Genomic DNA, 24,587 nt, shown 5'->3' on the forward strand with positions numbered 1-24,587 from the left:
GGCGGCCAGCGGCGGGAGTCGGTGATTCGTTGGGTGCGTCCCACTGTGCTGCTCTCCCAGGAAGAAGGCGACGACATTTCTCCACAGAGCTGCTTCACTCGTGTTGTCGGGCTCCCGGCACCCGTCTCCCCACTTCGCCCAGCTTGCTTCGTCGCATCCCACGCGGCGCGCCGATTCGTTGATCGGTGCACGCGGCTACGCCGCCTCCACACCGACTTAGCGGACTGGCTCGGGAAGCGTTGGTCAACTTGCGCAGCGCGCTGGATCATGCCGGTTGTTTCATCTCCATCGCGACGGGCAAGTTTGCGGTCCCTGTCATGTTTTCAGCGAGGATCTCCCGCGAAGCTGCGTAGGCTCGACGCCTGCAGCCGCGCACCAACGTATACCAGTGCCGGCGCGACACGCTGACCAGTGGCGCCGCGGCCTTGATGTTCTTTGGCCGCGCGAGGTAATGGAGCTCGAACACCTTGCGATCGAGCACATCCGGTTGGAACGCATCGCCAACGCGCTTGCCGAGTTCGAGCCCGACCAGGTCGAGCCGCCCGATTGCGTTGAGTTCCTGAAGCCCTGGTCGGCGAAAGCGCGATCGTTCAACGCCTATCGCTCGCTTCTGCGCGAGCTGTTCCGCTTCGCCATCGAGAAGGGCCGGAGAAAGGCCGGAACCAATCCAATCGACGGGATCATCAAGACGAAGCTCGAAGTGCCGCGCACCAGGTACATCACCGACAGTCAGCTGCGGCGCATCAAGATTGCTCATCTGTACGGCGAAGCAAAAACCAAGAGAGGTCGGCCCCAGCGCACGCGCTCGGGCATGAGCCATGGCTTGCCTCATCGAGATCGCGTACCTGACCGGCCAGGACATTGGCGTGCTGGTTCGCATCCTCAAGAAGGTCGACCCCGAGCAACCGGACGAGCCCCACGTGTGCGACGAAGGCATCTTCTTCCGACGCGACAAGGTCAAGCATTCGACCGGGGCCGCCGTGATGGTGGAGTGGACACCCCGCCTTCGTGCAGCAGTGAGCCGCTTGCTTGCGCTCCAGGCGGAGCGCGCCTTGCGTAAGCGAGCCAGCCAGCGCGTGGAGACCAATCACCTCTTCACGAAGCAGGCTGGCACCCCCCTCAACTACGAGGCTGCTTCGAATGCTTGGCAGCGCGGCATCAAGCGCGCCGAGGCCCTCTACAAGGTCCCGCCCACGATGTTCCGGGACATTCGCGCAAAGGCATTGACGGACAAAGAGGCCCGTGAAGGCATCCGCGCGGCGAACGCGATGGGCGCTCACTCCACGGAGGCGCAGACCCCAGGACTACGTGCGGCGCACGAGCGCCCGGCGGGTCGGCGCAGTCAAGTAGCTGTTCCCGGCCAATGAAATCTGAGACAGCTGGCCGAGGGGGAGCGACGCCGAAGGTTTCGCGGCGAAAGTATGAGACACGCGCATGCAGGCCGCAGGCAAGCTCAGCAGAGAAGGCTGAGACATTCAACAGCGATGAACGTTCGCTTCCGACCCAAAGCGGTCGTCGCGATCTGCAAACTTGACGTCCGAATGCGGTCAGCCAATCGGTACTTCGCGCGCTCACTTGAGTTGCACCGTCCGCATAGCGTTGCGGTCGGCCCGGTGTTTTGCCTAAACGGTGCGCTAATTCCGGCACCCTTGATCGCCTTCACCAGATTGGCTGGACCAGTATCGTCCTCGTCGTCGCGGCGCGGCCTGTATCGGTCCAGATTCCGCGAAGCAGGCCGCCGACCCTTTATGCTTGTCTGTAGCTGCCGCCGGTCAGCGGCGAGATCCTAAGCAGATGAACGAGACCGAAGCCACTCCACGCGACCCGCTCCAGGGCACCCAAGTGATGAGCACTGTTGCCACGGGCGGCGGTGGCGGCATCTTTCAGGCTCGGGTTGGGGCCCTCTACCTGGCAAATATGCTCACAGGGTTACCGACGGCCCTTTGCTTGCACGGCGCTCGGGTCGAAGAGCTGCGCTTCGAGGCGCGCTACAAAAGCGTCCACACCGATGACGTCTACTGCCGACTCACGGACGCGAAGGGCACCTGGCTGCAACTCATCCAGTGCAAGCGGGGCTTGAACGCCACGGCGGGCAACACGGACTTCATCGACGGTCTGCAGGGTGCCTGGCGCGACTTCCTTGGTATCGAGGGCAGCCCCTTTGGCCGCGCCTGTGATGTGCTGGTGCTTGCAACCATCACCTCGGCGTCGGCCGCCAACCAGGCGGCAAAGCGCCTGTGCGAACTTGCTCGTGCATCGGTAGACCTTGCTGACTACCTGCAGAAGGTTGACTCCAAGCTCTTCAACAAGAAGCACAAGGACACCTGGGAAGCATTCAAGGCGGTCTCGAAGGAGACCTTGGCCGACAAGTACACGGAGGAGCTCGTCTTCCATCTGCTCCGGCGTCTTCGGGTCGACATTCACGACCTGGGCACCGATTCCTCGCAGGAGCTAAGTCTCGTCCAAGCACTTTTGTATTCAGGACAGCCGGGAGACTCTGGGCAGCTGGTGTGGGATGGCCTGTTCTCTTATGTCCAGGAGCAGGGCATCGCCGTGGGTACCGTAACTCCGTCGACCTGGGCTCAGACGGCAAAGGAAGGGTTGCAAGCGGCAGTGAGCCGCCTGTCCTCATCACGCGGACTTGGCAACGTCGCCGAGCGCTTCACTCAGCGAGCTCTGCTTCAGCTCTCCCTTATCGCGAACGCTCTACCCAATGGCGCCCATATCCCCCGCGGGGAGTGTGTCGGCCGTGTGTTGGCGGCTCTCGACGAACGCCAGCTTCTCATCGTCACTGGCGGCCCTGGCGCGGGCAAGTCGGCTGTTGTCTCAGAGCTTGCTCCTCTGCTGCGTGAGTCCGGCCCACTGTTCTTCTTCCGAGGCGATGAACTTGACGTGCCGACCCTGGCAGCAGTTCAGTCCCTCAACGGGCTTCAAGACCCGGTACTTGGCCTCGAGACACTGCTGAGTACAGGAGTACCCACCGTCATCATCGACTCGTTGGAGAAGGCTCTCGAGGCACAGAACCCGGGTGCACTCGAAGAGCTGCTCGCACTCGTTCGCAAGAACAAGTCTTCGAGGCTATGCATCACGACACGCTCATATGCTCTCAACGGCCTGTACACAAACTTCCTCTACAGTTTCCCCAGCCAAGTGGTTGACGTACCGGTCCTGACGGACGTGGAGATCGCCGCGGCAGTGGCTGGAAGTGCGCTCGAGGAAGTTGTTGCCAAAGACGCGGGAGTCAAGGAGGTTCTGCGAACACCCTACTACCTGCAGCTTGCTTTCAAGTGCGCCTCCGCGGGAACTGCACTACCAAGTGCTTCGGGCAATGACCTTAGGCGGATACTGTGGACAGAGCGGATTGCACCCAGCAAGGGCGTTTCGGCCGCCATGCGCACAAGGCGGAAAGCCGCCTTCGACGAAGTTTGCTACCTGCGCACCGAACGCTTCGCGCAGTTCGTTGAGGCGCCTGCAGACGCTGAAGCGGTTGCGTTGCTGCTGCAAGAAGGCGTGCTTGCCCAAGACGATGCTGCTCGTGTGTCCCCGGCGCACGACGTTCTGGAAGACTGGTCACTGTTCTTCAGGGTAGAGCGCGAGGTCCGCTCCGCGGAGCGCGACTGGTCAGCGTTGTTCGCAAAGCTCGGCTCACATGCGGGCATGCGACGAGCACTGCGCTCATGGACAGCCCAGAGATCGGCTGAAGGCGACGATGACGCGTACGCGCTCTTGGAGGCAGCTCTTCGGCCCGATTCGACGATTGCGCAGCTGTGGCGCGACGAGATAGCCATCGGTCTGCTGCGCTCTGAGCGAGTCGAGGACCTTGTCGCAAGGCTTGGGAGCAATGGCGCCTTCAGCAGCGTAGCTTTGCTTCAGCGTCTTAGCCACCTGCTAAGGGTTGCTTGCAAGGGCCCGACTTCCATCGACTACTCGCACCTAGCATCCGACCCGGCCAAGAAGGAACTTGTAGCCCGGGTTGGGATGGCCGCCCCGGTAGGCAAGGCGTGGGACGTAGTGATCGGACTGGTCGCGAGGGCATTCCCATCCCTACCGCCGCAAGCTTACGCATGGGTTGTCCAGCTCGCTGAGGATGCAGTCGCGCACGATGACGCCTGGTACCAGCCTAGCCCGCGTGTTGCCGACGTCTTCAGCATGGCTGAACACTATTGCTGGCGAGACAACGACACGTGGTACCGAGAGAAGTCAGTTGGCAAGCGGTTCTACGAGCTCCTGTGCCGCTGCTCCGGAGCTGACCCCGCCAAGTTCAAGGTGTTCATCGACGCACTTGTGAAGCGGATCTCCGAGGACCGAGAGGACCGCGACGTCTATGCAGAAGAGCGCTTGGAGTTCCTCACCAACGTCAAGCACTGCAGGGAGCCCGTCTACTTCAACGCAGACTTGGTGCGCACTGCGTTCTGGGCCCTCTACACCGCACCCGGGCCACGAACAGAACGTCACTTCGCCATGGACGGCTGGGAGGCAGCAATGGGCCTCAGCCAGAGGGTGACGCATGCGTTCTTCCCTCCGTCCGTGTTGCAAGGGCCCTTCCGCTGGCTCCTGCTCTACTCCTTCGCCAAGAGCGTGCGCTTCGTCGTCGACCTATGCAATCACGCAGCTGCGTGCTTTGCGAAGTCGCATCCCGAGGAGGTCACCTTGCTTTCGCCGGAGCAAAGTCCAAACGGGCAGGCCCACATCCACGACTGGCGGCTTTGGGCAGCCTATCGCGGGCACTCCGTCTCCAGCTACTTGTTGAATTGCGCCCTCATGTCGCTAGAGGAAAGACTACTCATCGAAGCGAAGACGCAGCCGAAGATCATCTCCGACGTCCTTGAGTTCATTTTGGAGAGCGGGGAGTCGAGCTTCACTACGGGGCTGGTGGCAGGCGTCCTGATGGCGCACCCGAACCTTGTCACTGCGAAGATGCTGTCGCTCTTCAAGTGCCCTCAGTTCTTCGCCGACGACATCGCGCGTTACGTAGGCGAGGCGAGTCCTCTGGCTATCCACGGCGGCCACGACGGCCTGGACGACGAGAGGCAAAACGAGCGCATCGCTAGCAACAAGCTGCCGCACAGAAAGCAGCACCTAGAGATGCTCGTGCTCCGCTTGCAGATCATCCGCCCCGACCTCCGGGAGGGCATCTTTGCAATCCTCGACAAGCACATTGAAGATCTCAAAAACGCTCAAGACGTGCCTGACGGTTGGCGCATGGGGCTCAAGCGCATGGATGCTCGCGGGATGAAACTTGGCGAGCCAGTTGATGATGGGAAGTACGTCCCTCTGGAGATCGCGAACCTAGAACCCGAGCTCAAGCAAGTAAGCGACGAAGCCCAATCAAGAAGTCAGCTCATGAACCGGCTGGCGGCTGTCCGACTATGGGCAGGAGCCATAACACAGCCAACACTCACCTCTTCCCCGGAGGCCGCAAACCGGTTTTCTTCCTCGTCCGAGGTGTACGAGGAGTTCCAGTGTCTTGTTAAAGAGGTCAAAGGTCAGGACGAGGCCATGCTGCTGGGGCTAGATGGCGATCTACCTTGTGCGTTGATTCAGCGCTGGCCGACCGACACATCGGAAGGCCTCCAATGGGCCAAGGGTTATCTTTTCGACGTCAGCTCGAAGCGCTTGGACAATGACGCTTGGGTTCGCCGTAGTCCTGCGACGGGCGAGCTGAGAGCTAAGACGCTCATCTTGCTGGCAAGCGTAGACCCAGGCAATCCCAAGCTGCCTGCGTCACTCGCCAACATCATTACGGAGCCCGTCTGGAAGGTTCGCCGGGCTGGCGCCCTTGCCATCTCCGAGGTTCTGAGGCCCAAGCAGCCTCAACTCGCCGAGAGCGCGACCACGGCGCTGGCGCTGTACGCCGAAGCGCTCGATACGACGATTGGCACTGCGCAAAGTCGCAGGCGTGACTTCGTCGAACAGGCAAGAGACGCAACCAGCAAGGCGCTGGTGGCAGCCCTTACAGGCGGGAAGCTTCCGCCCAGACCTAGTCCCAAGAGCCTGGCCGCCGTCAAGGAGTGGACGATTGCGCTCGATGCCGCCCGCAGCGAAACGCCAGAGACTTGGAGAGTCCAGGCGGTCATGACACTGGTGCAGCTGATGGCTGACCAAGAAGGCAAGCCCCGAGTTGACCGGTACGACCCGGACTACGTCGACTTTGAAGCGCGCTGGGAAGTGGGCGACCTTCTGGCGTCTGAACTGCTGGTTCAGGGCACGGACAAGACACCTATCTTCGAAGCTCTTGACTACTGCATCAAGCACGGCCCGGAGCTTAGTGAACGAGTGCTGGAGTCGACCCTGCGCGGGAGCATGAAGCAGGAATACACCAACGCGGATGCCTTCTGGCGGGTGTGGGACCGTGCCGCAGCAAAGCTCCTTTCAGACGAGTCGTTACGCACGCGCTCTCGGCGCTTGAACAGCAAGAACGAGAAGCCGCTCGCCGTTCTGTTGTTCCAGTCCATTCCGTGGGTCAAGACCTTCCACGACTTGCCGCTGCTGAGGAGTCGCCCTCGCTTCGTGGCCGACCGCCTTGCCGCAGCAGGCGACAGCTGGCAAGCACTCGAACATCTTCTTGCGCTGATGGCAGGTGTTGGCAGGGCATCGGCGGTCCCTTCCGCACTTGTACAACTGAGGGATGCGATAGCCAAGGCTCCGGCTGAATTGTTCAACGACGGAAGCAGCCTTTGGGACGCTGAGACTGTCTGCCAAGCGGCGGTGCACGAGCATCGTCAGGCGCTCCTCCGCGACGTGACCCTCAGGCAAGCTACTCTGGACGTGCTGGACAGGCTCGTAGACGCTGGATCGTCCTTGGCCTTTCAGTTGCGCGACTACCTGGCGACGTCGTCGCCGGGTATACCCTCCAAACTCTTAGTCTCAGGCTCAGCTGCGCAGCCAATCAAGTAGCGGCGCGCAGCAACAGCTATCCTTCCGAAGAGCCGACCGTCACAAATGTCGGCTACTGGCCGGAATTGCCTGTTCAGCGCGCCAACACGCAGCCGACATCGAAGGCAGCCGCACCCCCAGCCAGTCCCCTGCCTTCAGGCTGGCCCGCTAGATCCCCGCTTGCACGGCGTCGCGAGGCCCGGCGTGACCTCGAACTCAATCGGACGCTGGGTCTTGTGCTGTTCAACAATAACGCGTGAAGCCACCCAGTCGCCGTGGGATACATATCGGACCTTGAGGCCGACCAACTTGCAACCGCGCAGCTTGACCGTCGAAACGCAGGCGCTGTTCCGCGAAGCCACGGTGCCGGCTAATTGACGACCGAAAGCTTGAAGACTGTGCCCCGGTCGCTGGCACCGCCCAGGAGGGTTGTGCCGTAGAAGGTGGATGAGCCCACCAGCAAGAGATCAGCGCCCGGGTGTGCCCCGTCGACGCGCCGAGGCAAGTCGCCGAAGGTGTGGAGCAGGGTCAATTGCCCGTCGAGCGTGATTCGGTACACCGTTCCAAAGGTGCCGAATCCGCCGATGGACGAGGTGCACGTGGTGCCATAGAGCTGGCCGTCCGGCGCGTAGACGAGGCCCGCACAGGGCTCGCGCGGCTGCCCCGGGGCGTAGGAAAAGGAATGCACCACCTGGTACGCACCACCGGGCGACGGCGACACGCGATACACCGTGCCACCGTTGAACGCGCCTCCCTTGTAGGTCGTGCCGTAGAGCATGCGCCCCACCCAAACCAGGCCGGAGTAGGGTTCGGCGCCATCGTCCCCGCTGATGCCGGCGAACGAATGCAGCACGGCCATCGGGCCTCCGGCCTTGCTGATGCGATAGAGGATGCCGGCGAAGTGAACTCCCCCCGCTTGGGTGGTGCCGTACAGGTTGCCGCTGCCGTCCTCGACGGGAGCTCCCAACGGGCCACTGCCGTCGGCGCCGGTGTTGCTGAAGACGTGCCGCACCTTGGTCGCCCCGGCGGCGCTGATCCGGTAGAGCGCGCCGTCGCCGCCGACCGAAATGCCATAGAAATGGCCGTCGCTGGACAGCATCAGTGTCTTTCGCGGGTGACACAGCGGGCTTCGACCCTGGCCGAACCACTGGATCACCGACACGTCGCCGTCCAGGCCCATGCGGTAGAAGGTGCCGCAGCCGTTCGCGCCGCCGCCGGAGGTGACGCCATAGAACTGGCCATTGCGATAGGTCAGGCCTTGGGGGCTGCCACCGTCGAGAAGGCCAGTGAACGAGTACAGCACCTGCATGGCGCCATTCGGCGCCATGCGATAGACCGTGCCGTGGTCGGAAGCGCCACCGTAGTACGTGGTGCCATAGAAGTTTCCATCGGGGCCTTTCACCAGCGTGCCAGACGAGGGCTGGTCGCCCTCGCCAGCGCCTAGTGCATGCAGCTGTGCGTACTTGGTGGCCACCAGGCCGGCCTCGGCACCCTCGGCCCGGGCGCCAGCGGCGATGGCCACGGCAACCAGCACACCCAGCATGGCGGCAGTGTGCGGCTTCACCACGGCAGCCCCACCTGCGAACTGAGCGTGTAGTTGGTGACCGGCGCGCCCGCGAGGGTGGTGATGTGGTCCACCCCCTTCAGACGAAACGCGTTCTTGCCGTCGAAGGCCACGATGCCGTGGCCCGTTCCAGTCGCGGCGCGGATGCCGGCATGCGCCCAGCCCACCGTCGTCAGCGTGAGCGGCTCGCCGAAGACCAGGTTGGTGGCGACTACCACGGTCTCGTCGACGGCCAGGAAGGCGTCGGGCGTGACGATGTCAGTGTTCACGCTCCAGTCTTTCCAGACCGTCGGCGGGCGGGACGATACCGGCAGCACGCGAAACAATGCACCGCCCGACGGGCCGTGGGTTTCCAGGCTGCCTTTGACCTGCACCCTGTAGTACAGCACCCCGGGCTCGCCGGCGAGGCCCGGCGCGTCGATGGTCAGCACGTCGGTGAAGCCAGCCAAGGCGCCCCCCACTTCTTCGCCATCGCCCACCGCGTTGTTGCTGGCGCGCACCAGCACCTTGCCGACGGGCTTGACCAAGCCGGTTCCGCCACCCGTGCCCCGCGGGCCACTGTGGGAAACCGTGGCCTTGACCTTGGTCATCATCGACCCATCGAAGTCTTCCTTGCAGATCGATTCGCCTGGCGCGAAAAGGCCGCCCAGGTCGATGCTTTGCACAGGGAAGCCGGCACCGGAGGCCCGGCCTCCGCAGGCATACGCGAAGCTGCCCACCTGGTTGGTCGGCGGGGTGGCCGCGCCCAACGTTGGCCAGGCAAGGCCGGCCGCGGTGGCCAGCGCGAGCGTGGTGAAGCGGGTGAGCGAAGTGCGCATGGTGAAGTCCTTCGGTTGACAAGCCTCGCAATCGAAGCCCTGGCGCGAGACTAGATGCCTGTGCAACCGAGCCACCAACGGATCGCCAACCGATCAGTCGATCGTGTCCCCGACCCCCTTGCCGTAGGGGGTGGACCCCCTACATTCACCGGCTACTTCAGCCGGCGGCGCTCGAGTGACCGGTGACTGAGGAGCGGCGGGCGTGCAAAGCGAGGGCCGTCGAATGTCAGGTGAGCAACCCCGCTGACATTCAGGCCGCCGCGGCCGAATGACCTTGCCCAGTCTCTAGCGAGCATCCAGAGCTGCCCAACTCACGTGCAAGGCTCGTCGGCACATGCAATCGCAGTTGTCGAGGCGTCCTTAAGTCTCAGGATGCACACCACCAGCGGCGGGCGTAGTATTTGTGGCCAAGCGATTGGATGGCAAGGGGGGCTGGGCAGCCTTGCCTCTTCGCAGCGGAGGAACGCCATGGATGTCGCACTCGACCGGGACGCCTTGTACTACCCGTACATCCACATTCGCGATGCGAACTGGCTCAAGGCGACGTTGCTGACCTTTCCACAAGTGCGTCGAATCGTTCCCCACGACTTCCGGCTGAACGACTTGGAGGAGGTCAAGCCCTTTCGAGACATCAAGGGTGCAAGGGACGAGCCATTGCTAAGCGACGAGCCAGCTTACTCGTACTCCGTTTTTCAGGCGCAGCAACGGCTGCTCGTGACGTTGAAAGGGGCGGAGGAGGATCAGCTCGGTCAATACTCACTCGAGAGCACGCAGTCGGACTTTCCGAAAGATCCCAACGCCTTTCAACTGCATGCAGGAAAGATGGAGCCGCTGCTGGACTTTTTGTGCGCCAAGAGTCTCGCTTGGCCGGCGCGTCGCATCAGCTCGAGCAACCCAGGCGAGTGGTTCGCACTTCATCCTCGCCTTGGCGAGGTCGTGATGTCGCTGATCGCGATGGCGATTGCCAGTGAAAAGCAGCTTGACATCGTGACCAGTTCTGGGCGGGTTCATCGGACATTGGCTCGCATGGACGAAGACGCGCTGGTGGCGTCCCTTTTCAACTCGGGTGCACCACCTGGCGCGAAAGGGTCAGGGGGAGGCTCGCCGTCCGACATGGCCGACGAACTTTGTCAGGTCGTCATGCTGACCATGTTTGACTTGTCGAAGTTGTCAGCCGAGAAGATTGCGGAGTTGCAGAAGGAAGGCAAGGACTTGCGACGGTTCAAGACCGAGCTGCTCAAGATTGCCGCGACCATTCCAGACATTGCGAACCCAGACGAACGAGAGAAACGCTTGATCCAGGCAGCCAAGGAAGTCGAATCGGAATGGGAGAAGTACAAAGGTTCGCTGCCTCGCTTTGCTGTTGACGCGCTGTTGTCCACCGCGGCATGGAAGGCTCCAGACTTGTTGACCTCAGCGCTTGATGGAGCAACATCGGCAACGGTGCTCACGGCCGGGACCGGCATCCTCGTCGGACTCGGCGTCTATGCCGGGTTCGCAGCCTGGCGAGGCTACAAGGACAAGTCGTCGAGCCCGTACCAGTACCTCACGCAGATTCAGCGTGCGGGCGCAGCGGTTACGCCGATCCCGGCTGTGTCAATGGGGCAGGTTTTTCCGAAAGACCCACCGCCGCCGCCCGGCATCTGACGCTCGATCAGCGAACCCACCCGGTCCGCACCGGCTCGCGAGCGGTGGCCGGCATCGGTGTCCACGCAGTCCTACGCGGTCTCAATCGTCGAATGCCTGGTGACGACTACTGCTGTCGTTCAGGCCATCAGCCCCGAGTGACTGAGTTCAGTCTAGACCTGCCTTTGAAGGTCAGCGGCAGGTCTGCAGCGGTTGCAGCCGGTGGCGGTCATCGGGTGAACTCACGGTCACTTGCAACAACCTGACCTTCACTGCCACGGCCGGCAATGCTGTGAGCGTCGGCAAACCGTAGCAACGCCGACGCCCGCGGCGTCATCGCAGGGGCTCTGGCTGTGAACGACCGGTCCCTCTCTACGCGACGGGCTCGACTCGACCCACAGCAGGCCACCGGCGTCCCCGACCTCGCCGCCGCAGAGCTGCCGCTTGAGTTTGGGTCTCTTTGGCGACAGCGGCTGCCCACACAAGTCTCCGAGGCGTTCGAATGTGGCGGGGACTCGGAAGGCTGCGCCCAAGGATGGGACGATCGCCGGCACCAAGGGGCACTTCACGCCTTGGTCGAGATGCGGGAGCGTAAAGCAGCAACCTCCGGCACCATGCGGTCACAAAGGAGGAGGAATGCCTTGACATCCACAAGATTGGGGACGAGACCCCTGTTCCTCCCCATGCTTGCGTGTGGGCGGCCCGCTAGAGTGGCTCGGTCCACGCGTTACTTCTGCCGGAGGGTTCTATCGTGAAACTGCGGGTCGCAACCTTCAACATGGAGAACCTGTTCACTAGGCCGAGTGCAATGGCGGACGGCGCAGGGGCCAAGGGACAGGCGGCAATCGACGACCACGCGACCCTGAACTCCATCGTCGCCAAGGATCTCTACTCCGACCACGATAAGTCGATCCTTCTCGACCTCGCGAGGCGCTATGGCTTCGCGGCTCTGAACCCGCCGTCCAATGCGCTGGTGTTGCTCAACAAGGTGCGCGGACAACTGTACTCAACGTCCGGAGGAGTCACCATCGTGAAGGCCAAGGGCCGCGGTGACTGGACCGGATGGTTCGAGTTGCGGATGAAGGACATCAAGTGGACCGCGACCTACAACACAGGTCGTGTTGTCTCCGAGATCAGTCCGGACATTCTGGTGTGCATCGAGGTCGAGAGCCGGCCAACGTTGATGCGCTTCAACGAGCAGGTGTTGAAGGCCGAGTTCCATCACGAGTATCCCCACGTTATGGTGATCGACGGAAACGACATGCGAGGTATCGATGTCGGCATCCTCAGCCGCTACCCCATCAACGGCATCCGGTCGCACGTCGACGACACGAACCCCACGGGCGAACTAACGTTCTCGCGGGACTGCCCGGAGTATGTGATCCAGCTGTCTGACGACAAGTCGATCGTCGTGATCCCGAACCACTTCAAGTCGAAGCGCGGAGGCGACTCGCCCGCCGTGCAGGCGCGCCGGCTGGCGCAAGCGTCCGCGGCCAGTGCAATTGCCAAGCGGGCTCAGAAGGTCTCGCCGCATGTCCTGCTGGCGGGCGACCTCAACGACACCCCTGACAGCCCCACCATCGCACCTCTCTTGATGGACGGCTTTGCCGACGTGATGGACCACCCATCGTATCCAAAAGATCGGCCGGGGACTTACGACACGGGTACGGCCAGGAACAAGATCGACTACCTGATCATGTCCCCCGCGCTACAGGGAGCGCTGCAGCAGACCGGCATCGAGAGGCGTGGCTCCTACCACCCCAACACGTGGAAGCCCTTCGACACGGTAAAGAGCAATGCGGATGAAGCATCGGACCACCACCTTGTGTGGGCCGACTTCGAGATCTAGGTGGTGCAGTCCCTAGCCGAGCCGCGAGCCAGCGGCACGACAACGCGACACATCGCGGTTGGCTCGCTTCGTCGCCGCGCCGCGGCCGGGAGCAAGAATGGCTGAATTCTGGGAGGAAGAGTTGTCGGCCGCCATGCTTGCGGCAGGGGACCAACCGCTCAGCAGGGAGGAGGTCGACGTTCTGTGGTCGATGTTCCGTGCGATCGCAACTCACTGGCAAACGGAGAAGATCGACCCGGAGCTGATGCGCAGCCGCTGGCTGGACATGCTTGAGGCCCGCAGTTCCGGGCAGGTGGACTTCCGAGGCGAGTACCGCCACGCCGCCGAAGTCTGGAAAGCGATGGTGGACAAGCTCACAGAGCCGGTCGCAATCATCAAGCTGTTCGCGGACACAGTGGTGACAAAGGAAGACCAGGCAAAGAGCCGCATCGCACACGTCAAGTTCTACGTGGCCAACGACTTCATCCGCTGCTTCGTCGCCAAGGGCGGCTTCAGGGGTTTCGTGGAGAAGGCGCGGAATCACACAGGCTTCATGGGCGGCTCAAGGTTCCGCGAGTGGCCGCCTGTTCGCACCGGGGATCGTCGATGAACGCCGCGTACGACTACGTCATCGTCGGCAGTGGGGTGGCCGCAACCCTAGTATGCGACCGTCTGCTCGAAGCGGATCCGCTGACCTCGATCCTCGTGCTTGAAGCCGGCGAGCGCATCCCGGCGCGTGACCGACGCAGCTGGTGGGACCTCGTATTGGCAAAGCGGACCCCGTACTCCATCACGTATGACGACGACAAGCCCGGCGGGGAGTCCCGGGAGAGCTATTCAGTCGGCAATGTGCTGTGGACATTCAAGGAGTCGCGGGTCCGCGCATACGGCGGCTCGACGATGCACTGGGGAGGATGGTCACTGCGCTTCAAGGAGGAAGACTTCGAGTGTCGCTCGCGCACCGGGCGCGGTGCAGACTGGCCATTCAGCTACTCGACGCTGGAGCCCTGGTACGAGCTTGCCGAGCAGAAGTTAGGCGTGGGCGGAGCCATGAATGACGAAGGACCGAAGCGTCGCTGGGGCTATCCCCTTCCCGCATACTCGTGGAGCGCGCATGAGTCGGAACTCGCCGGCGCTTTCGAGAAGCATGGCCTGACGCCGGGCCACATGCCGATTGCCCGCTTCAAGCGCTGCATGACCACGGGCACTTGCAAGTACTGCCCTATCGGGGCGCGGTACTCAGCCCAGGATCACATGGATGCGCTGCTCTACGAGCCGGCGCACGCCAACTTCCACTTGAAGACCGGCGCGCCAGTCCGGCGCATCGTTGCCGACCGGAATCGCGTCAACGGTGTCGAGTACCTCGACGCCACGACTGGGGAGTGGTGTGTTGCCAATGGCGCGAAAGTCGTCGTCTGCGCAGGGACCTACGAGTCAGCCAAGCTACTGCTTGCGTCCACGTCGCCGGAGTGGCCTACGGGGCTGGGCAATCGCTACGACCAAGTCGGGCGATACATCGTGACCCATCTCCTGTTCAGCGTTGAAGGCACACGAAAGGACAACCCTCAAGGCTGGTTCCAGGAGTACGACTTCCCGACACTGATGTCGCGGAGTTGGGACACCCCGGAGAAGCAGGCGGACGGCAAGATATTCGTCTTCAACAATCGCGCGCTGCCAAAGATCGAGTTCGACAACCTCATGGTGCAGGGCAAGTCGAGGAAAGAGATCGACGAGATCGTCAAGGGACCGAGGCGCGCTGGGCTGAGCGCGTTCATCGAGGAGTTCGGCGATCCAGAGAACCGGCTGAGCCTCGCGCCTGGCATTGGCAAGTTCGGTTTGCCGAAGACACGCGTCAGTTTCTCTCGGCGCAATCCGGCTCGTTTCATGGCAACGGTGACAGCCGCCCAAGCCAAGCTCGCCGAATGCTTGGCCTCTCTCGGTTACGAGCGCAACGAACCGACGAAGGAGAACCCTCGCGGAGACCACGCCTCCGGGATTTGCCGGATGGGCCGCAGCCCGGACTCCAGCGTGACCAACGTGAATCTGGCGGTCCATGGCATCGAGAATCTTTTCGTCTGCTCGAACGCCGTGCTCCCAAACGCCGCGGCAGTCAACCCAACGCTCACCCTAGGAGCCCTTGCGCTTCGCCTCGGAAGCTGGCTCGCGGAGGAGTCGCGCTCATGATCGACGAAGACAAGCTCGACCTCCGCACAATCGCGTCGATCGTCAAGGCCGCGACAACGGGTGGGCACACGACACAGTTCGCGATGCCTGCTCATCGCCTTGCGTTCGGCACCGAAGCGGCCCGCTCGACGGCAAAGAGCGCGGTCGACGCAGCCGTTGAGGCGTTGCTGCCAAAAGCGGGGCCTCCACCGCCGGAGCTGTCCGGGATCGATGCAATCAAACTCGCATTGCGGACAGCACTGCGGCTTGAGTTCGCAACCATCCCGCCCTACCTCACGGCGCTGTGGTCGATCATTGACCAAGCGCATCCGGTCGCGATCTCCATTCGTGCGATCGCCCACGAGGAGATGCTCCATCTCTCGCTCCTGTGCAACCTGCTGTCCGCATTGGATGAGCGCCCCAGCTTGACCGGCGAGGCGGTCCCGAGGTTTCCGAGCCGATTGCCAAGTGGCGTGCACCCGGAGATCGAGTTGCGCTTGGAGGGCTTCGGGCCTCGAACCCTCGACACATTCATGGAGATCGAGCGACCGAAGGTCGCCATCCCTATCGAGGGTGAGCCATTGGAGACGTTCCCGCCCGAGGACGTGACCATCGGCGAGTTCTACGAGGAGCTTCTCCAGGGAATCAACCGGCTCAATCCACCGCTTGACGCCCGGCGCCAGATTGCCGGGCCGTTCACTTGGTTTGTGATGACTAAGCTCGGCGATGTAGAGCAGGCGATCAAACTGATCATGGCCCAGGGCGAGGGCGCCAGCGGCGTACCCTTTCCGAAGTACAAGCACCACCTGTCGCACTACTATCGCTTTAAGTCCTTGAAGCTGCTGACGAAGCTCGAGTGGGACGAGGACGCGAAGCTCTTGCGGAAGAAGGATCAGATCCCGGCGCCCGCAGTCTTCACGCTAGCCCCTCCTTCTCCGGAGGGTTACGGCCCAGCCGCTCCGCGAGAGTTGCGCACGGCCAGCAATCGGTTCGAGAACACGTACTCACAGATGCTACGCCTGCTGGAAGAGAGCTGGCTGGAGGGTGGCGACAAGTCGTTCCTCCGCGCGCTGGAACTGATGTTCGAGCTAGGCCCGCTCGCGCAGACGATCATGCGGATCGGGACGCCGGACGGCAGAGGCTACTGCCCGAGCTTCCGGTACCTGCCATGACAGCGCCTTCGGGAGGGTAGGTGATGCGCGTGCCGATCCGGAGGGTTCCCACAGGCAGCAAGTGGACCACCCATTCTGTCGGTTGCTGTTCCTCGTCGCCGGGCCTAGGCCAAGGCCTGTCGCAGGGCATCCGCCCATCGACTCTTTGCTGTCGCGACCCAATATTCAGCCTAGCTTCATTGCCCCAGGACTTCCCGGTTGCCGTCGTTCGCGAAAGACGGCTCCTGGCCGGCAGCCGCCTTCTGCTGCTGCCTGTAGACCCGTAGGACAAGCCTCTCGTCGCTGGTGACTCCATTTGAGGCACGCGATGCGCCACACATGCATCGATCTGCCCGAAGCCTGCGTTACCAGTTTTCGCCCGGGTTACCAAGCTGCCTAATTTTTGTGCAGCCCGGAGATGCAGGGAAAGGCTAGCGCTGACAAGAAGTTAGGTTGGTCGGGGTGAGACGATTCGAACGTCCGACCCACTGCTCCCAAAGCAGTTGCGCTACCAGGCTGCGCTACACCCCGACGAAGGGGCGCATTGTAGCCGCCGGGTCAGAGCTTCACGTCGCTCAGCACCACGCCGTCCTCATCGGCATAGAGCCAGTCGCCCGGACGGACCCACTCCCCTTGCACGCGCACGGGCTCGTCGAGCGTGCCCTCGTTGCGGCGCGCGGTGGGCATGGGACAGTGGCCGAGGGCGAAGATGCCGACGTCGGCCGCCCGCAGCTCGGCCAGGTCGCGCACCGCCCCGTTCAGCAGCACGCCGGCCCAGCCGTTCTTTGCGGCCGCCAGGGCGAGATTGCCGCCCAGCAGCGCCTTGCGCAGCGAGGCGCCACCGTCGACGACGATCACGCGGCCCTCGCCCGGCGCCTGCACCAGCTCGCGCAGGACGGAGTTGTCCTCGAAGCAGCGCACGGTGCGCACCGGCCCATGGAAGGCGGGGCGGCCGCCGAAGGAGCGGAAGACGCCCGGCAGGACGCGAAAGCCGGCATCGGTGCGATCGCGGAAGCTGTCGCACAGGTCGCAGGTGGATGGGCTGGAGGTGGCAGTCATCAGGCAGGCTCGTCGGGGTTGGGATTCTTCAGCGGCGGGCGCGCCAGGCCCACCGGCCGGTGCTCGCGCGTCACCCTCAGGATGATCGAGGTGCTGGTTTCGGTCAGTTCGCAGAAGCGGGAGACGACGGCGTCCAGGTGGTCCACGTCGACCACGGCGATCTCCAGCACCCAGCTGTCCTCGCCAGTGACGTTGTAGGCATTGATGACCTCCGGCGTCTCGTCGACGATCTTGACGACCCGGGCGTACTCTGCCCGGCCGATGCGGATGACGGCGCGGATGCCGTACCCCAGCGCCTTCAGGTTCACCGTGGTGCGGTAGCCGGTGATGACGCCGGCCGACTCCAGCTTGCGCACGCGCTCGGTCACAGCCGGCTGCGAAAGGTGGACACGCCGGCCCAACTCCGTCATCGACAGCCGGGCGTCCGCCTGCAGTTCCGCCAGGATGCGGGCGTCGTAGCTGTCAAAGTCCATGGATGGGTTCATTGCCAAAGCGTATCACCAGCGCTACCTTGAAAACAAAGGCGCTACACACCTATCGCCTTTGACTTCTCATGGAAAGCGGGCAACGGCTTGCTTAACATTCCACCTCATGACGACCACCGTTGCCACCCGCCCGGCCGCTTTCGGCCTGTCGCCGCTGCTGATCGCCTGCCTGGCCGCCACCTGGCTGGTCTGGGGCTCGACCTACCTGGCGATCAAGTTCGCGCTGCTGAGTTTCCCGCCTTTCTTCCAGATGGGCACGCGTTTTCTTGCCGCCGGCGCGCTCTTGCTGGCGTGGATGCGCTGGCGCGGCACGCCGATGCCGACAGGGGTGCAATGGCGCAATGCGCTGATCTGCGGCACCTTGATGCTGGCCGGCGGCATGGGCGGCACGGCCGTCGCCGAGACCTCGGTCGGCTCGGGCCTGGTGGTCGCCTTCATCGCGGTGCTGCCGCTCATGATCGCGCTGGTGAACCTGTGCTACGGCGTCAAGCCGGGTCGGCTGGAAGCGGCCGGCATCGCGGTCGGCCTGGTCGGCGTGCTGATGCTGACCCAGGGTGCCAGCTTCCAGGCTTCCACGCACGGCTTGATCGCCGTGGCCGTGGCTTGCGTGAGCTGGTCCATCGGCAGCGTGCTGAGCCAACGCAGCCTGCCGCTGGCGCCGGGGGCAATGGGTTTCGCGAGCGAGATGCTGTGCGGCGGCCTGGTGCTGATGGCGCTTTCCGCCGCCACCGGCGAGACGCCCAGCTGGCCGCCCGAGGCGCAAGCCGTGGCCGCCTGGTTCTTCCTCGTTGTCTTCGGCTCGCTGATCGCCTTCAACGCCTACATGGTCCTGCTGGCCCGGGCCTCGGCCGGCCTGGCTTCGAGCTATGCCTTCGTCAACCCGGTGATCGCGATGCTGCTGGGGGTGGCCATAGGCGGCGAGACGGTGACCGGCTTCGAATGGTCGGCCGTGGCGGTCGTGCTGGCCGGCGTGGTGCTGCTGGTGGGCGGGCGCAACGGCAAGTAGCCGGCTTCAGGCGCCCTGCCCCGGCCGGGCCAGCGCCGCGGCGCGGATGGACGACAGCGTGCCTCGGGTGTGGCTGACGTCGGGGTCCAGCTTCAGGTGCAGGAGCGTCGGGCGACCCGCTGCCATCGCGGCCGCAAAGGCCGGCTCGAACTCTGCCGTTCGCTCGACGGTGGCGGCCTCCCAGCCATAGGCGCGGGCCAGCGCCGCGAAGTCCGGGTTGGCGAGGCCCGTGCCGCTCACGCGCCCCGGGTACTCGCGCTCCTGGTGCATGCGGATGGTGCCGTAGTGGCCGTTGTCGACCACGATGCTGATGAGCTTGGTGGCGCCGTAGGCCGTGGCCGTGGCCAGCTCCTGACCGTTCATCAGGAAGTCGCCGTCGCCGGTCAGGTTGATGGCCAGGCGTTGGGGCTGGGTGAGGCTCGCGGCCACGGCGGCCGGCAAGCCGTAGCCCATCGCCCCGGCGGTGGGCGCCAGCTGCGTCTTGCCGGCCCGGGCCAGGCCGCGGTAGCGCAGGTACCGGTGCAGCCAGCCCGCGTAGTTGCCGGCGCCGTTGGTGTAGATCGCATCCTCGGGTGCCAGTCGCTCGAGGGTCTTCACCACCTCGGCCATGTCCAACGGCTCCACGGGCGGATGCACCCGGTTGGCCTCGTAGTCGGCATGCGCGGCGGCGGACCACCCGGTCCAGGGCAACTCGATCGGCGCCGCCAGCGTTTCCAGGGCCTTGCCGGCGGATGACAACGAGGCCTGCAGCGCCACATCGGGCGCATAGACCCGGCCCAGCTCTTCAGGGCCCGGATGAAGGTGCACCAGCACCTGCCGCGGCCTCGGCGGCGAAAGCAGCGTGTAGCCGCTGGTCGTCATCTCGCCGAGTCGCACACCGACGGCGAGCACCAGGTCGGCCTCGTCGCGGATGCGGCGGGCCAATGCGGCATTGATCGCGATGCCCACGTCGCCGGCGTACAGCGGATGGCGGTTGTCGAAGACATCCTGGTAGCGGAAGGCGCAGCCGACGGGCAACTGCCAGTTCTCCGCAAAGCGCTGCAGCGCCAGCGCGCTGTCCCTCGTCCAGCCGTGGCCCCCCACGATCATGAAAGGCCGCTCGGCGGCCAGCAGGCGCGACCGCAGATCCCGCAACGCCCCCGGCGCAGGCCAGGCCTCGACGGGCTCGGAACGCGGCAGCACCGCGGCGCGCGTGGCCGTGGTCAGCAAGTCCTCCTGCAAGGCCAGCACCACCGGCCCTGGCCGGCCTTGCTGGGCGACGTGAAAGGCGCGGGCGATGTATTCGGGCAGCCGGTCCGCCGACTGGACCTCGGCAACCCACTTGGCCATGCCGAGCGTGCCGGGCCCGAAGAACTGGCGGTAGTCGAGCTCCTGGAAGGCTTCGCGGTCACGCTGGTCGGACGCCACCTGGCCCACCAGCAGGATCAGCGGCACGCTGTCCTGGAAGGCCGTGTGCACCCCGATGGAGGCGTTGGTCGCGCCCGGGCCGCGGGTCACGCAACACACACCCGGCCGGCCGGTGAGCCGAGCGTGGGCATCGGCCATGAAGGCTGCCCCGCCCTCCTGGCGACACGCAATGAAACGGATGCGCTCCCCATGCTCATGGAAACCATCCAGCACCGCCAGGTAGCTCTCCCCCGGCACGCCGAACACGGTGTCGACGCCCTGGGCGATCAGGGCCTCGACGAGCAGATGGCCGGCAGGCCGGGCGGAGGGGGCGGCATCAGGCATGCGCGGCACTGTAGCGCGCGGCCTGCACGGCCCCGGTCAGGCTCGCCGGCGGGTCGCCAAGCCGACGAAACCGGCCGTCACGATGCCCAGCACGAGCGCCGCCGCCGCACCGTAGAAGATGCCGCCGGACCCACCATGGTCGAGCAGGCTGCCGAAGAGCGGCGCCGACACCGCGAAGCCGACATCCAGGCCCGAATAGACCGTGCCATACACCCTCCCGGTGGCCCCGGGGGGCGAGGCCCGCTTGATCAGCATGTCGCGGGACGGGCCGGCCAGGCCGGTGCCGAAACCGGCCACTGCCGCGATGACGGCGGTCGCCAGGCCGGGCAACCATCCGGTGCCGGCCAGCAGCAGCAACACCGCCGAGGCTGCCATCGCGAATCCGATGTTGCGCTCCAGGGCGGAAGACCTGGCCACCAGGAACCCGCCGACCACCATGCCGGCCGCACCGCACAGCATGTAGCCCGTCACGACGAAGGCGGTGACGGTGCCGGGCAGGCCGAACATCTTCTGCAGCGCCGGGCTGGCGAAGCTCTGCATGGCGCTCAGCGCGGCGGTGGAGAAGAAGAAGAACGAGAAGCACAGCCACACCGAAGGCAGGCGCAGGAAGGCCATCGGATGCTCGCCATGGGGAGCCGCCGCGGCCCCGGCGCGCTCATGTGCCCAGCTGCCCTGCCGGTCGTCGATCGCCTCCCGGTTCAGCGCCAGCAGCGCCAGCACGGTCAAGGCCACCAGGGCGCAGGCCACGCAGGCAAGTCGCCAGCTGCCGGTGGCCTCGGCGATGCCGATCGAGAACACCGGCGCGACCGCCCAGCCGAGGTTGCCGGATATGCCATGGACAGAAAACGCATGCCCCAGCCGAGGCTGCGAGACGCGCTTGTTGAGGATGGTGAAGTCCACCGGGTGGAACGGCGAGTTGCCGAGCCCGGCCAGCGAGGCGGCGAGCAACAAGCCGCCGAAGCCGTTGGCCGACGCCGCCGCCAACGCGGCCAGCACGAAGCAGGAGAGCGCGGCGAACAGCACCGGACGAGCGCCGGTGCGGTCGACCAGGAAGCCCGCCAGGGCCTGCCCGATGCCGGAGACGACGAAGAAGGTGGTGACGAGCAGCCCCAGTTCCGAGTAGCTCAGGCCGAAGTCCCGGATGAAGGACGGGAACAGCGGCGGCAGCAGCATGTGGAAGAAGTGGGAGCAACCGTGGGCCAGGCCGATGAGGCCTATGGTCGTGAAGTCGCGGCGGGCCGACGCAGCCGCCGGCAACGGAACGGTGACGGTGTTCATGCGGCCCCACTCTAGGCGGGGTGGGCTCGTCACGGTTACGATAGTTCGACAAGTTCTATCGAATTCATGCCAAAGCCACCCGCCCCCATCCCGCGCCGCACCAGCCTGCCTCCGCAGGATCCGATGCGCTACGAGCCCACCGCCGTCCGCCCGGTGAGAGGCAAGGCTCGACGGATGGAACACCACATGGACATCCAGCCGCACTGGCACTCCTGGGGCCAGCTGGTGTTCTCAATCACGGGCGCGGTCCGGGTCTCCGCGCAAGGCGAATCGGGCGACAGCACCTACATCGTGCCGCCATCGAGGGCGGTGTGGATCCCGGCCGGCGTGGTGCACGCTGTCACGGCCATCGAGCAAGCGGACCTGCGAACGCTGTACCTGCACGAGAGCGCCGTGCAGGCCTTGGGAACGGAGGCCGACTGGGCTGTCTGCCGGGTGCTCGACGTGACCCCGCTGCTGCGCGAGCTGGTGCTGCAGATGGCGGTTGAACCGGATCCAGCGCCTGCTGCGGCCGACCAGGCACGCGAGCGGGCCATCGGCGCCCTCATCCTGGATGAATTGCGGCGCGCCCGAAGCGTGCAGCTCGGCCTGCCGATGCCGCGCGAAGGGCGGCTGCGCCGCCTTTGCGAGGCGATGCTGGACCAGCCGCTTCGTCATGCCGACATCGAGGGTTGGGCCGCCGAAGCGGCGACCAGCCCGCGCACGCTCTCGCGCTGGTTCAGCGAGGAGCTGGGCACCAGCTACGGCCAATGGCGACAACAGCTCCTGCTCGCCAAGGCCCTTTCGATGGCCGCGCGCAAGCAGCCCATGCGCCTCATTGCGGCAGAGCTCGGCTACGCCAGCCCCAGCGCCTTCAGCGCGATGGTCACGCGGGCGGTCGGCATGCCACCGAGCCGCTTCTTCGCCGAGGCCTGAGATCGGGCCGCGACCCTGCTTGCGGCCGCCCGAACGGCCCCCACCTAAAATTCACCCATGACAGAAGCCGTCTACGACTACACCCGCCAGGATGCGACCGGTGCCACCTGCACCGCCCACGCCTGGGCCAAGGTGCCCGCCCCGCTGACCAAGCCTCAGCGCGCGGAGCTGAAAGCCCGCGCCGCCGCGCTGCTCAAGGCCAAGGGCGCCGTCCTCGTCTCGCACTACTACGTCGAGGACGACCTGCAGGACCTGGCGCTGGAAACGGGCGGCTGCGTCGCCGATTCGCTGGAGATGGCCCGCTTCGGCCGCGACCACGCCAGCCAGACCCTCGTGGTCGCCGGCGTGCGCTTCATGGGCGAGACGGCCAAGATCCTGTCGCCCGACAAGCGGGTGCTGATGCCCGACCTCGAAGCCACCTGTTCGCTCGATCTCGGTTGCCCGCCTGACGATTTCGCCCGCTTCTGCGATGCCCACCCCGACCGCCAGGTCGTCGTCTACGCGAACACCAGCGCCGCCGTGAAGGCCCGTGCCGACTGGATGGTGACGAGCTCCTGCGCCCTGGCCATCGTGAGCCACCTGAAGGACCAGGGCCAGAAGATCCTCTGGGCACCCGACAGGCACCTGGGCCGTTACATCCAGCAGGAGACGGGGGCCGACATGCTGCTCTGGAACGGAGCCTGCATCGTGCATGACGAGTTCCGCGCCACCGAGCTGGAACTGCTGAAGGAAGAGCACCCGGATGCCATGGTGCTGGTGCACCCGGAGTCGCCCGACGAGGTCGTCAAGCTGGCCGACGTGGTGGGCTCGACCTCGCAGATGCTCAAGGCCGTGATCGACGGCAAGGCCAAGGAATACATAGTCGCCACCGACAACCAGATCATGCACCGCATGCGCCAGCTGGCCCCGGGCAAGACGCTGATCGAGGCGCCCACCGCCGGCAACTCCGCCACCTGCAAGAGCTGCGCGCACTGCCCGTGGATGGCAATGAACGGGCTGCAAGGCGTGGTGGATTGCCTGGAGCGAGGCATCGGCGAGGTTCACGTCGATCCGACGGTCGGCCAGCAGGCGGTGCGCTGCATTGACCGCATGCTCGATTTCGTCGCCGCCCATCCCGGTGCCCTGGCGCCCAAGGTCCAGGGCATGGTCCGCGGGATCGGAGCGGCCTGATGTTCGACCACGACGAATCGCTGGAAGAAGCCCGCGCACGCAACGTGCGCGACGCCCTGTTCGAAGACCTGGGCCGCGCCGACTGGACCAGCCTGCTCGTGCCGGCCGGGCAGCGCGTGAAGGCGCGCGTGATCGTGCGAGAGGACGCGGTGCTGTGCGGGCGCGAATGGTTCGAGGCCTGCCTCGCCGCGCTGGACCCGGCCGGTCGAGTGAAATGGCACTACGCCGAGGGCGAGAGCATGCAGGCCGACACGCCGGTGTGCGAGATCGAGTCCGAGGCGCGCGCCCTGCTCTCGGCCGAGCGACCGGCCCTCAACTTCCTGCAGCTGCTGTCGGCCACCGCCACCGTGACGCGCCGCCATGTCGATGCCATCGCGGGCGCCTCGCCCAACCCCAGGGGATGCGCGGTGCTGGACACCCGCAAGACCATCCCGGGCCTGCGCCAGGCGCAGAAGTACGCGGTACGCGTCGGCGGCGGCAAGAACCAGCGCCTCGCGCTCTGGCACGGCATCCTCATCAAGGAGAACCACATCGCCGCGGCGGGCGGCATCGCGGCCGTGCTGCGCAATGCCCGCGAGCTCGATGCCGGGGTGGACATCCAGATCGAGGTCGAGTCGGTCTTCCAGTTGCAGGAGGCCCTGGCCGCCGGCGCGACCAGCGTGCTGCTCGACAACTTCAGCCTCGGCCAGATGCGCGAGGCCGTGGCATTGACCGCCGGTCGCGCCCTGCTCGAGGCCTCCGGTGGCGTGACCCTGTCGGGCCTGCGCGAGATCGCCGCCACCGGCGTCGACCGAATCTCGATCGGCAAGCTCACCAAGGACGTGATCGCCGTCGACTACTCCATGCGCGTCCTCGAAAGCTGAAAAGTCCCGCAATTTCGCACCTCGGCAGGCCGCCGCGGCGCGACACTGCGACCC

18 protein-coding genes, 1 tRNA gene and 1 pseudogene are annotated in these 24,587 nt (G+C 64.9%); 11 read left to right on the forward strand and 9 right to left on the reverse strand.

Annotation, left to right across the window (positions count from 1 at the left end):
* Positions 1–265 precede the first annotated feature (265 nt).
* Entirely contained in the window at positions 266–820 is a 555-nt protein-coding gene (locus ACS5PM_RS18280; protein WP_439389105.1) for a hypothetical protein, read from the reverse strand.
* Between ACS5PM_RS18280 and ACS5PM_RS18285 the strand changes: the two genes are divergently transcribed.
* On the forward strand, positions 819–1,367 hold the full coding sequence (locus ACS5PM_RS18285) for a site-specific integrase (RefSeq protein ID WP_439389106.1): 549 nt from the start codon (positions 819–821) through the stop codon (positions 1,365–1,367). The two genes, ACS5PM_RS18280 and ACS5PM_RS18285, sit on opposite strands and share 2 nt — an antisense overlap.
* A 427-nt stretch (positions 1,368–1,794) precedes the next feature.
* Positions 1,795–6,897, forward strand: a complete 5,103-nt coding sequence (locus ACS5PM_RS18290) for an NACHT domain-containing protein (RefSeq protein ID WP_439389107.1) — start codon at positions 1,795–1,797, stop codon at positions 6,895–6,897.
* A 150-nt stretch (positions 6,898–7,047) separates the two neighbouring features.
* On the opposite strand, the pseudogene ACS5PM_RS18295 reads toward ACS5PM_RS18290, so the two are convergent.
* The 3 genes and pseudogenes from ACS5PM_RS18295 to ACS5PM_RS18305 form a co-directional block, all read right to left on the reverse strand.
* A pseudogene (locus ACS5PM_RS18295) lies at positions 7,048–7,202 on the reverse strand (integrase); the annotation flags it as partial.
* A 44-nt stretch (positions 7,203–7,246) separates the two neighbouring features.
* Positions 7,247–8,440: a choice-of-anchor tandem repeat GloVer-containing protein gene (locus tag ACS5PM_RS18300; protein ID WP_439389108.1), complete on the reverse strand. Its 1,194-nt coding sequence runs from the start codon at positions 8,438–8,440 to the stop codon at positions 7,247–7,249.
* A complete protein-coding gene (locus ACS5PM_RS18305; RefSeq protein ID WP_439389109.1) occupies positions 8,437–9,258 on the reverse strand; it encodes a hypothetical protein in 822 nt (273 codons plus the stop codon). Before ACS5PM_RS18305 ends, ACS5PM_RS18300 begins: the two co-directional genes overlap by 4 nt.
* A 468-nt stretch (positions 9,259–9,726) precedes the next feature.
* Here ACS5PM_RS18305 and ACS5PM_RS18310 point away from each other — a divergent pair, with 468 nt between their 5' ends.
* The 5 genes from ACS5PM_RS18310 (at position 9,727) to ACS5PM_RS18330 (ending at position 16,047) form a co-directional block, all read left to right on the forward strand.
* Positions 9,727–10,905 carry a TMF family protein gene (locus ACS5PM_RS18310; protein WP_439389110.1) on the forward strand — a complete coding sequence of 393 codons (1,179 nt, stop codon included), beginning with the start codon at positions 9,727–9,729 and terminating at the stop codon, positions 10,903–10,905.
* Between the two features lie 730 nt (positions 10,906–11,635).
* Positions 11,636–12,733: an endonuclease/exonuclease/phosphatase family protein gene (locus ACS5PM_RS18315; RefSeq protein ID WP_439389111.1), complete on the forward strand. Its 1,098-nt coding sequence runs from the start codon at positions 11,636–11,638 to the stop codon at positions 12,731–12,733.
* 97 nt (positions 12,734–12,830) lie between these two features.
* Positions 12,831–13,322, forward strand: coding sequence for a hypothetical protein (locus tag ACS5PM_RS18320; RefSeq protein WP_439389112.1), 492 nt, complete (start codon positions 12,831–12,833; stop codon positions 13,320–13,322).
* Positions 13,319–14,896 carry a GMC oxidoreductase gene (locus tag ACS5PM_RS18325; RefSeq protein ID WP_439389113.1) on the forward strand — a complete coding sequence of 526 codons (1,578 nt, stop codon included), beginning with the start codon at positions 13,319–13,321 and terminating at the stop codon, positions 14,894–14,896. Before ACS5PM_RS18320 ends, ACS5PM_RS18325 begins: the two co-directional genes overlap by 4 nt.
* Entirely contained in the window at positions 14,893–16,047 is a 1,155-nt protein-coding gene (locus ACS5PM_RS18330; protein WP_439389114.1) for a ferritin-like domain-containing protein, read from the forward strand. Before ACS5PM_RS18325 ends, ACS5PM_RS18330 begins: the two co-directional genes overlap by 4 nt.
* A gap of 433 nt (positions 16,048–16,480) precedes the next feature.
* On the opposite strand, the gene ACS5PM_RS18335 is transcribed toward ACS5PM_RS18330, so the two are convergent.
* The 3 genes from ACS5PM_RS18335 to ACS5PM_RS18345 form a co-directional block, all read right to left on the reverse strand.
* Positions 16,481–16,557, reverse strand: a tRNA-Pro gene (locus tag ACS5PM_RS18335).
* Positions 16,558–16,584: 27 nt separating this feature from the next.
* Positions 16,585–17,085 carry a ribonuclease E activity regulator RraA gene (gene rraA / locus ACS5PM_RS18340; protein ID WP_439389115.1) on the reverse strand — a complete coding sequence of 167 codons (501 nt, stop codon included), beginning with the start codon at positions 17,083–17,085 and terminating at the stop codon, positions 16,585–16,587.
* Positions 17,085–17,558, reverse strand: coding sequence for an Lrp/AsnC family transcriptional regulator (locus ACS5PM_RS18345; protein WP_439389116.1), 474 nt, complete (start codon positions 17,556–17,558; stop codon positions 17,085–17,087). The genes rraA and ACS5PM_RS18345 overlap by 1 nt, the downstream gene beginning before the upstream one ends.
* A gap of 118 nt (positions 17,559–17,676) precedes the next feature.
* Between ACS5PM_RS18345 and yedA the strand changes: the two genes are divergently transcribed.
* Positions 17,677–18,576 carry a drug/metabolite exporter YedA gene (yedA, locus tag ACS5PM_RS18350; protein ID WP_439389117.1) on the forward strand — a complete coding sequence of 300 codons (900 nt, stop codon included), beginning with the start codon at positions 17,677–17,679 and terminating at the stop codon, positions 18,574–18,576.
* Between the two features lie 6 nt (positions 18,577–18,582).
* Here yedA and ACS5PM_RS18355 read toward each other — a convergent pair whose 3' ends face one another.
* A complete protein-coding gene (locus tag ACS5PM_RS18355) occupies positions 18,583–20,307 on the reverse strand; it encodes a thiamine pyrophosphate-binding protein (protein ID WP_439389118.1) in 1,725 nt (574 codons plus the stop codon).
* 36 nt (positions 20,308–20,343) lie between these two features.
* A complete protein-coding gene (locus ACS5PM_RS18360; RefSeq protein WP_439389119.1) occupies positions 20,344–21,585 on the reverse strand; it encodes an MFS transporter in 1,242 nt (413 codons plus the stop codon).
* Between the two features lie 66 nt (positions 21,586–21,651).
* Here ACS5PM_RS18360 and ACS5PM_RS18365 point away from each other — a divergent pair, with 66 nt between their 5' ends.
* The 3 genes from ACS5PM_RS18365 to nadC are packed head-to-tail and all read left to right on the forward strand — an operon-like array spanning position 21,652 to position 24,533.
* Complete coding sequence (locus tag ACS5PM_RS18365) at positions 21,652–22,500, forward strand: AraC family transcriptional regulator (RefSeq protein WP_439389120.1); 849 nt, start codon at positions 21,652–21,654, stop codon at positions 22,498–22,500.
* A gap of 57 nt (positions 22,501–22,557) precedes the next feature.
* Positions 22,558–23,670, forward strand: a complete 1,113-nt coding sequence (gene nadA / locus ACS5PM_RS18370) for a quinolinate synthase NadA (protein WP_439389121.1) — start codon at positions 22,558–22,560, stop codon at positions 23,668–23,670.
* On the forward strand, positions 23,670–24,533 hold the full coding sequence (nadC, locus tag ACS5PM_RS18375; RefSeq protein WP_439389122.1) for a carboxylating nicotinate-nucleotide diphosphorylase: 864 nt from the start codon (positions 23,670–23,672) through the stop codon (positions 24,531–24,533). The genes nadA and nadC overlap by 1 nt, the downstream gene beginning before the upstream one ends.
* The last annotated feature ends 54 nt before the right edge of the window (positions 24,534–24,587 follow it).

This window comes from Ideonella flava (assembly GCF_051857595.1).
Lineage (GTDB): Bacteria > Pseudomonadota > Gammaproteobacteria > Burkholderiales > Burkholderiaceae_C > Ideonella.

Excerpts from the sequence above, each read along its gene's own strand:
- ACS5PM_RS18285 (WP_439389106.1), top strand. The coding sequence starts at position 819 with ATGGCTTGCCTCATCGAGATCGCGTACCTGACCGGCCAGGACATTGGC.
- ACS5PM_RS18280 (WP_439389105.1), bottom strand. The coding sequence starts at position 820 with ATGGCTCATGCCCGAGCGCGTGCGCTGGGGCCGACCTCTCTTGGTTTT.
- ACS5PM_RS18290 (WP_439389107.1), top strand. The coding sequence starts at position 1,795 with ATGAACGAGACCGAAGCCACTCCACGCGACCCGCTCCAGGGCACCCAA.
- ACS5PM_RS18305 (WP_439389109.1), bottom strand. The coding sequence starts at position 9,258 with ATGCGCACTTCGCTCACCCGCTTCACCACGCTCGCGCTGGCCACCGCG.
- ACS5PM_RS18310 (WP_439389110.1), top strand. The coding sequence starts at position 9,727 with ATGGATGTCGCACTCGACCGGGACGCCTTGTACTACCCGTACATCCAC.
- ACS5PM_RS18320 (WP_439389112.1), top strand. The coding sequence starts at position 12,831 with ATGGCTGAATTCTGGGAGGAAGAGTTGTCGGCCGCCATGCTTGCGGCA.
- ACS5PM_RS18325 (WP_439389113.1), top strand. The coding sequence starts at position 13,319 with ATGAACGCCGCGTACGACTACGTCATCGTCGGCAGTGGGGTGGCCGCA.
- ACS5PM_RS18330 (WP_439389114.1), top strand. The coding sequence starts at position 14,893 with ATGATCGACGAAGACAAGCTCGACCTCCGCACAATCGCGTCGATCGTC.
- rraA (WP_439389115.1), bottom strand. The coding sequence starts at position 17,085 with ATGACTGCCACCTCCAGCCCATCCACCTGCGACCTGTGCGACAGCTTC.
- ACS5PM_RS18345 (WP_439389116.1), bottom strand. The coding sequence starts at position 17,558 with ATGGACTTTGACAGCTACGACGCCCGCATCCTGGCGGAACTGCAGGCG.
- yedA (WP_439389117.1), top strand. The coding sequence starts at position 17,677 with ATGACGACCACCGTTGCCACCCGCCCGGCCGCTTTCGGCCTGTCGCCG.
- ACS5PM_RS18355 (WP_439389118.1), bottom strand. The coding sequence starts at position 20,307 with ATGCCTGATGCCGCCCCCTCCGCCCGGCCTGCCGGCCATCTGCTCGTC.
- ACS5PM_RS18360 (WP_439389119.1), bottom strand. The coding sequence starts at position 21,585 with ATGAACACCGTCACCGTTCCGTTGCCGGCGGCTGCGTCGGCCCGCCGC.
- ACS5PM_RS18365 (WP_439389120.1), top strand. The coding sequence starts at position 21,652 with ATGCCAAAGCCACCCGCCCCCATCCCGCGCCGCACCAGCCTGCCTCCG.
- nadA (WP_439389121.1), top strand. The coding sequence starts at position 22,558 with ATGACAGAAGCCGTCTACGACTACACCCGCCAGGATGCGACCGGTGCC.
- nadC (WP_439389122.1), top strand. The coding sequence starts at position 23,670 with ATGTTCGACCACGACGAATCGCTGGAAGAAGCCCGCGCACGCAACGTG.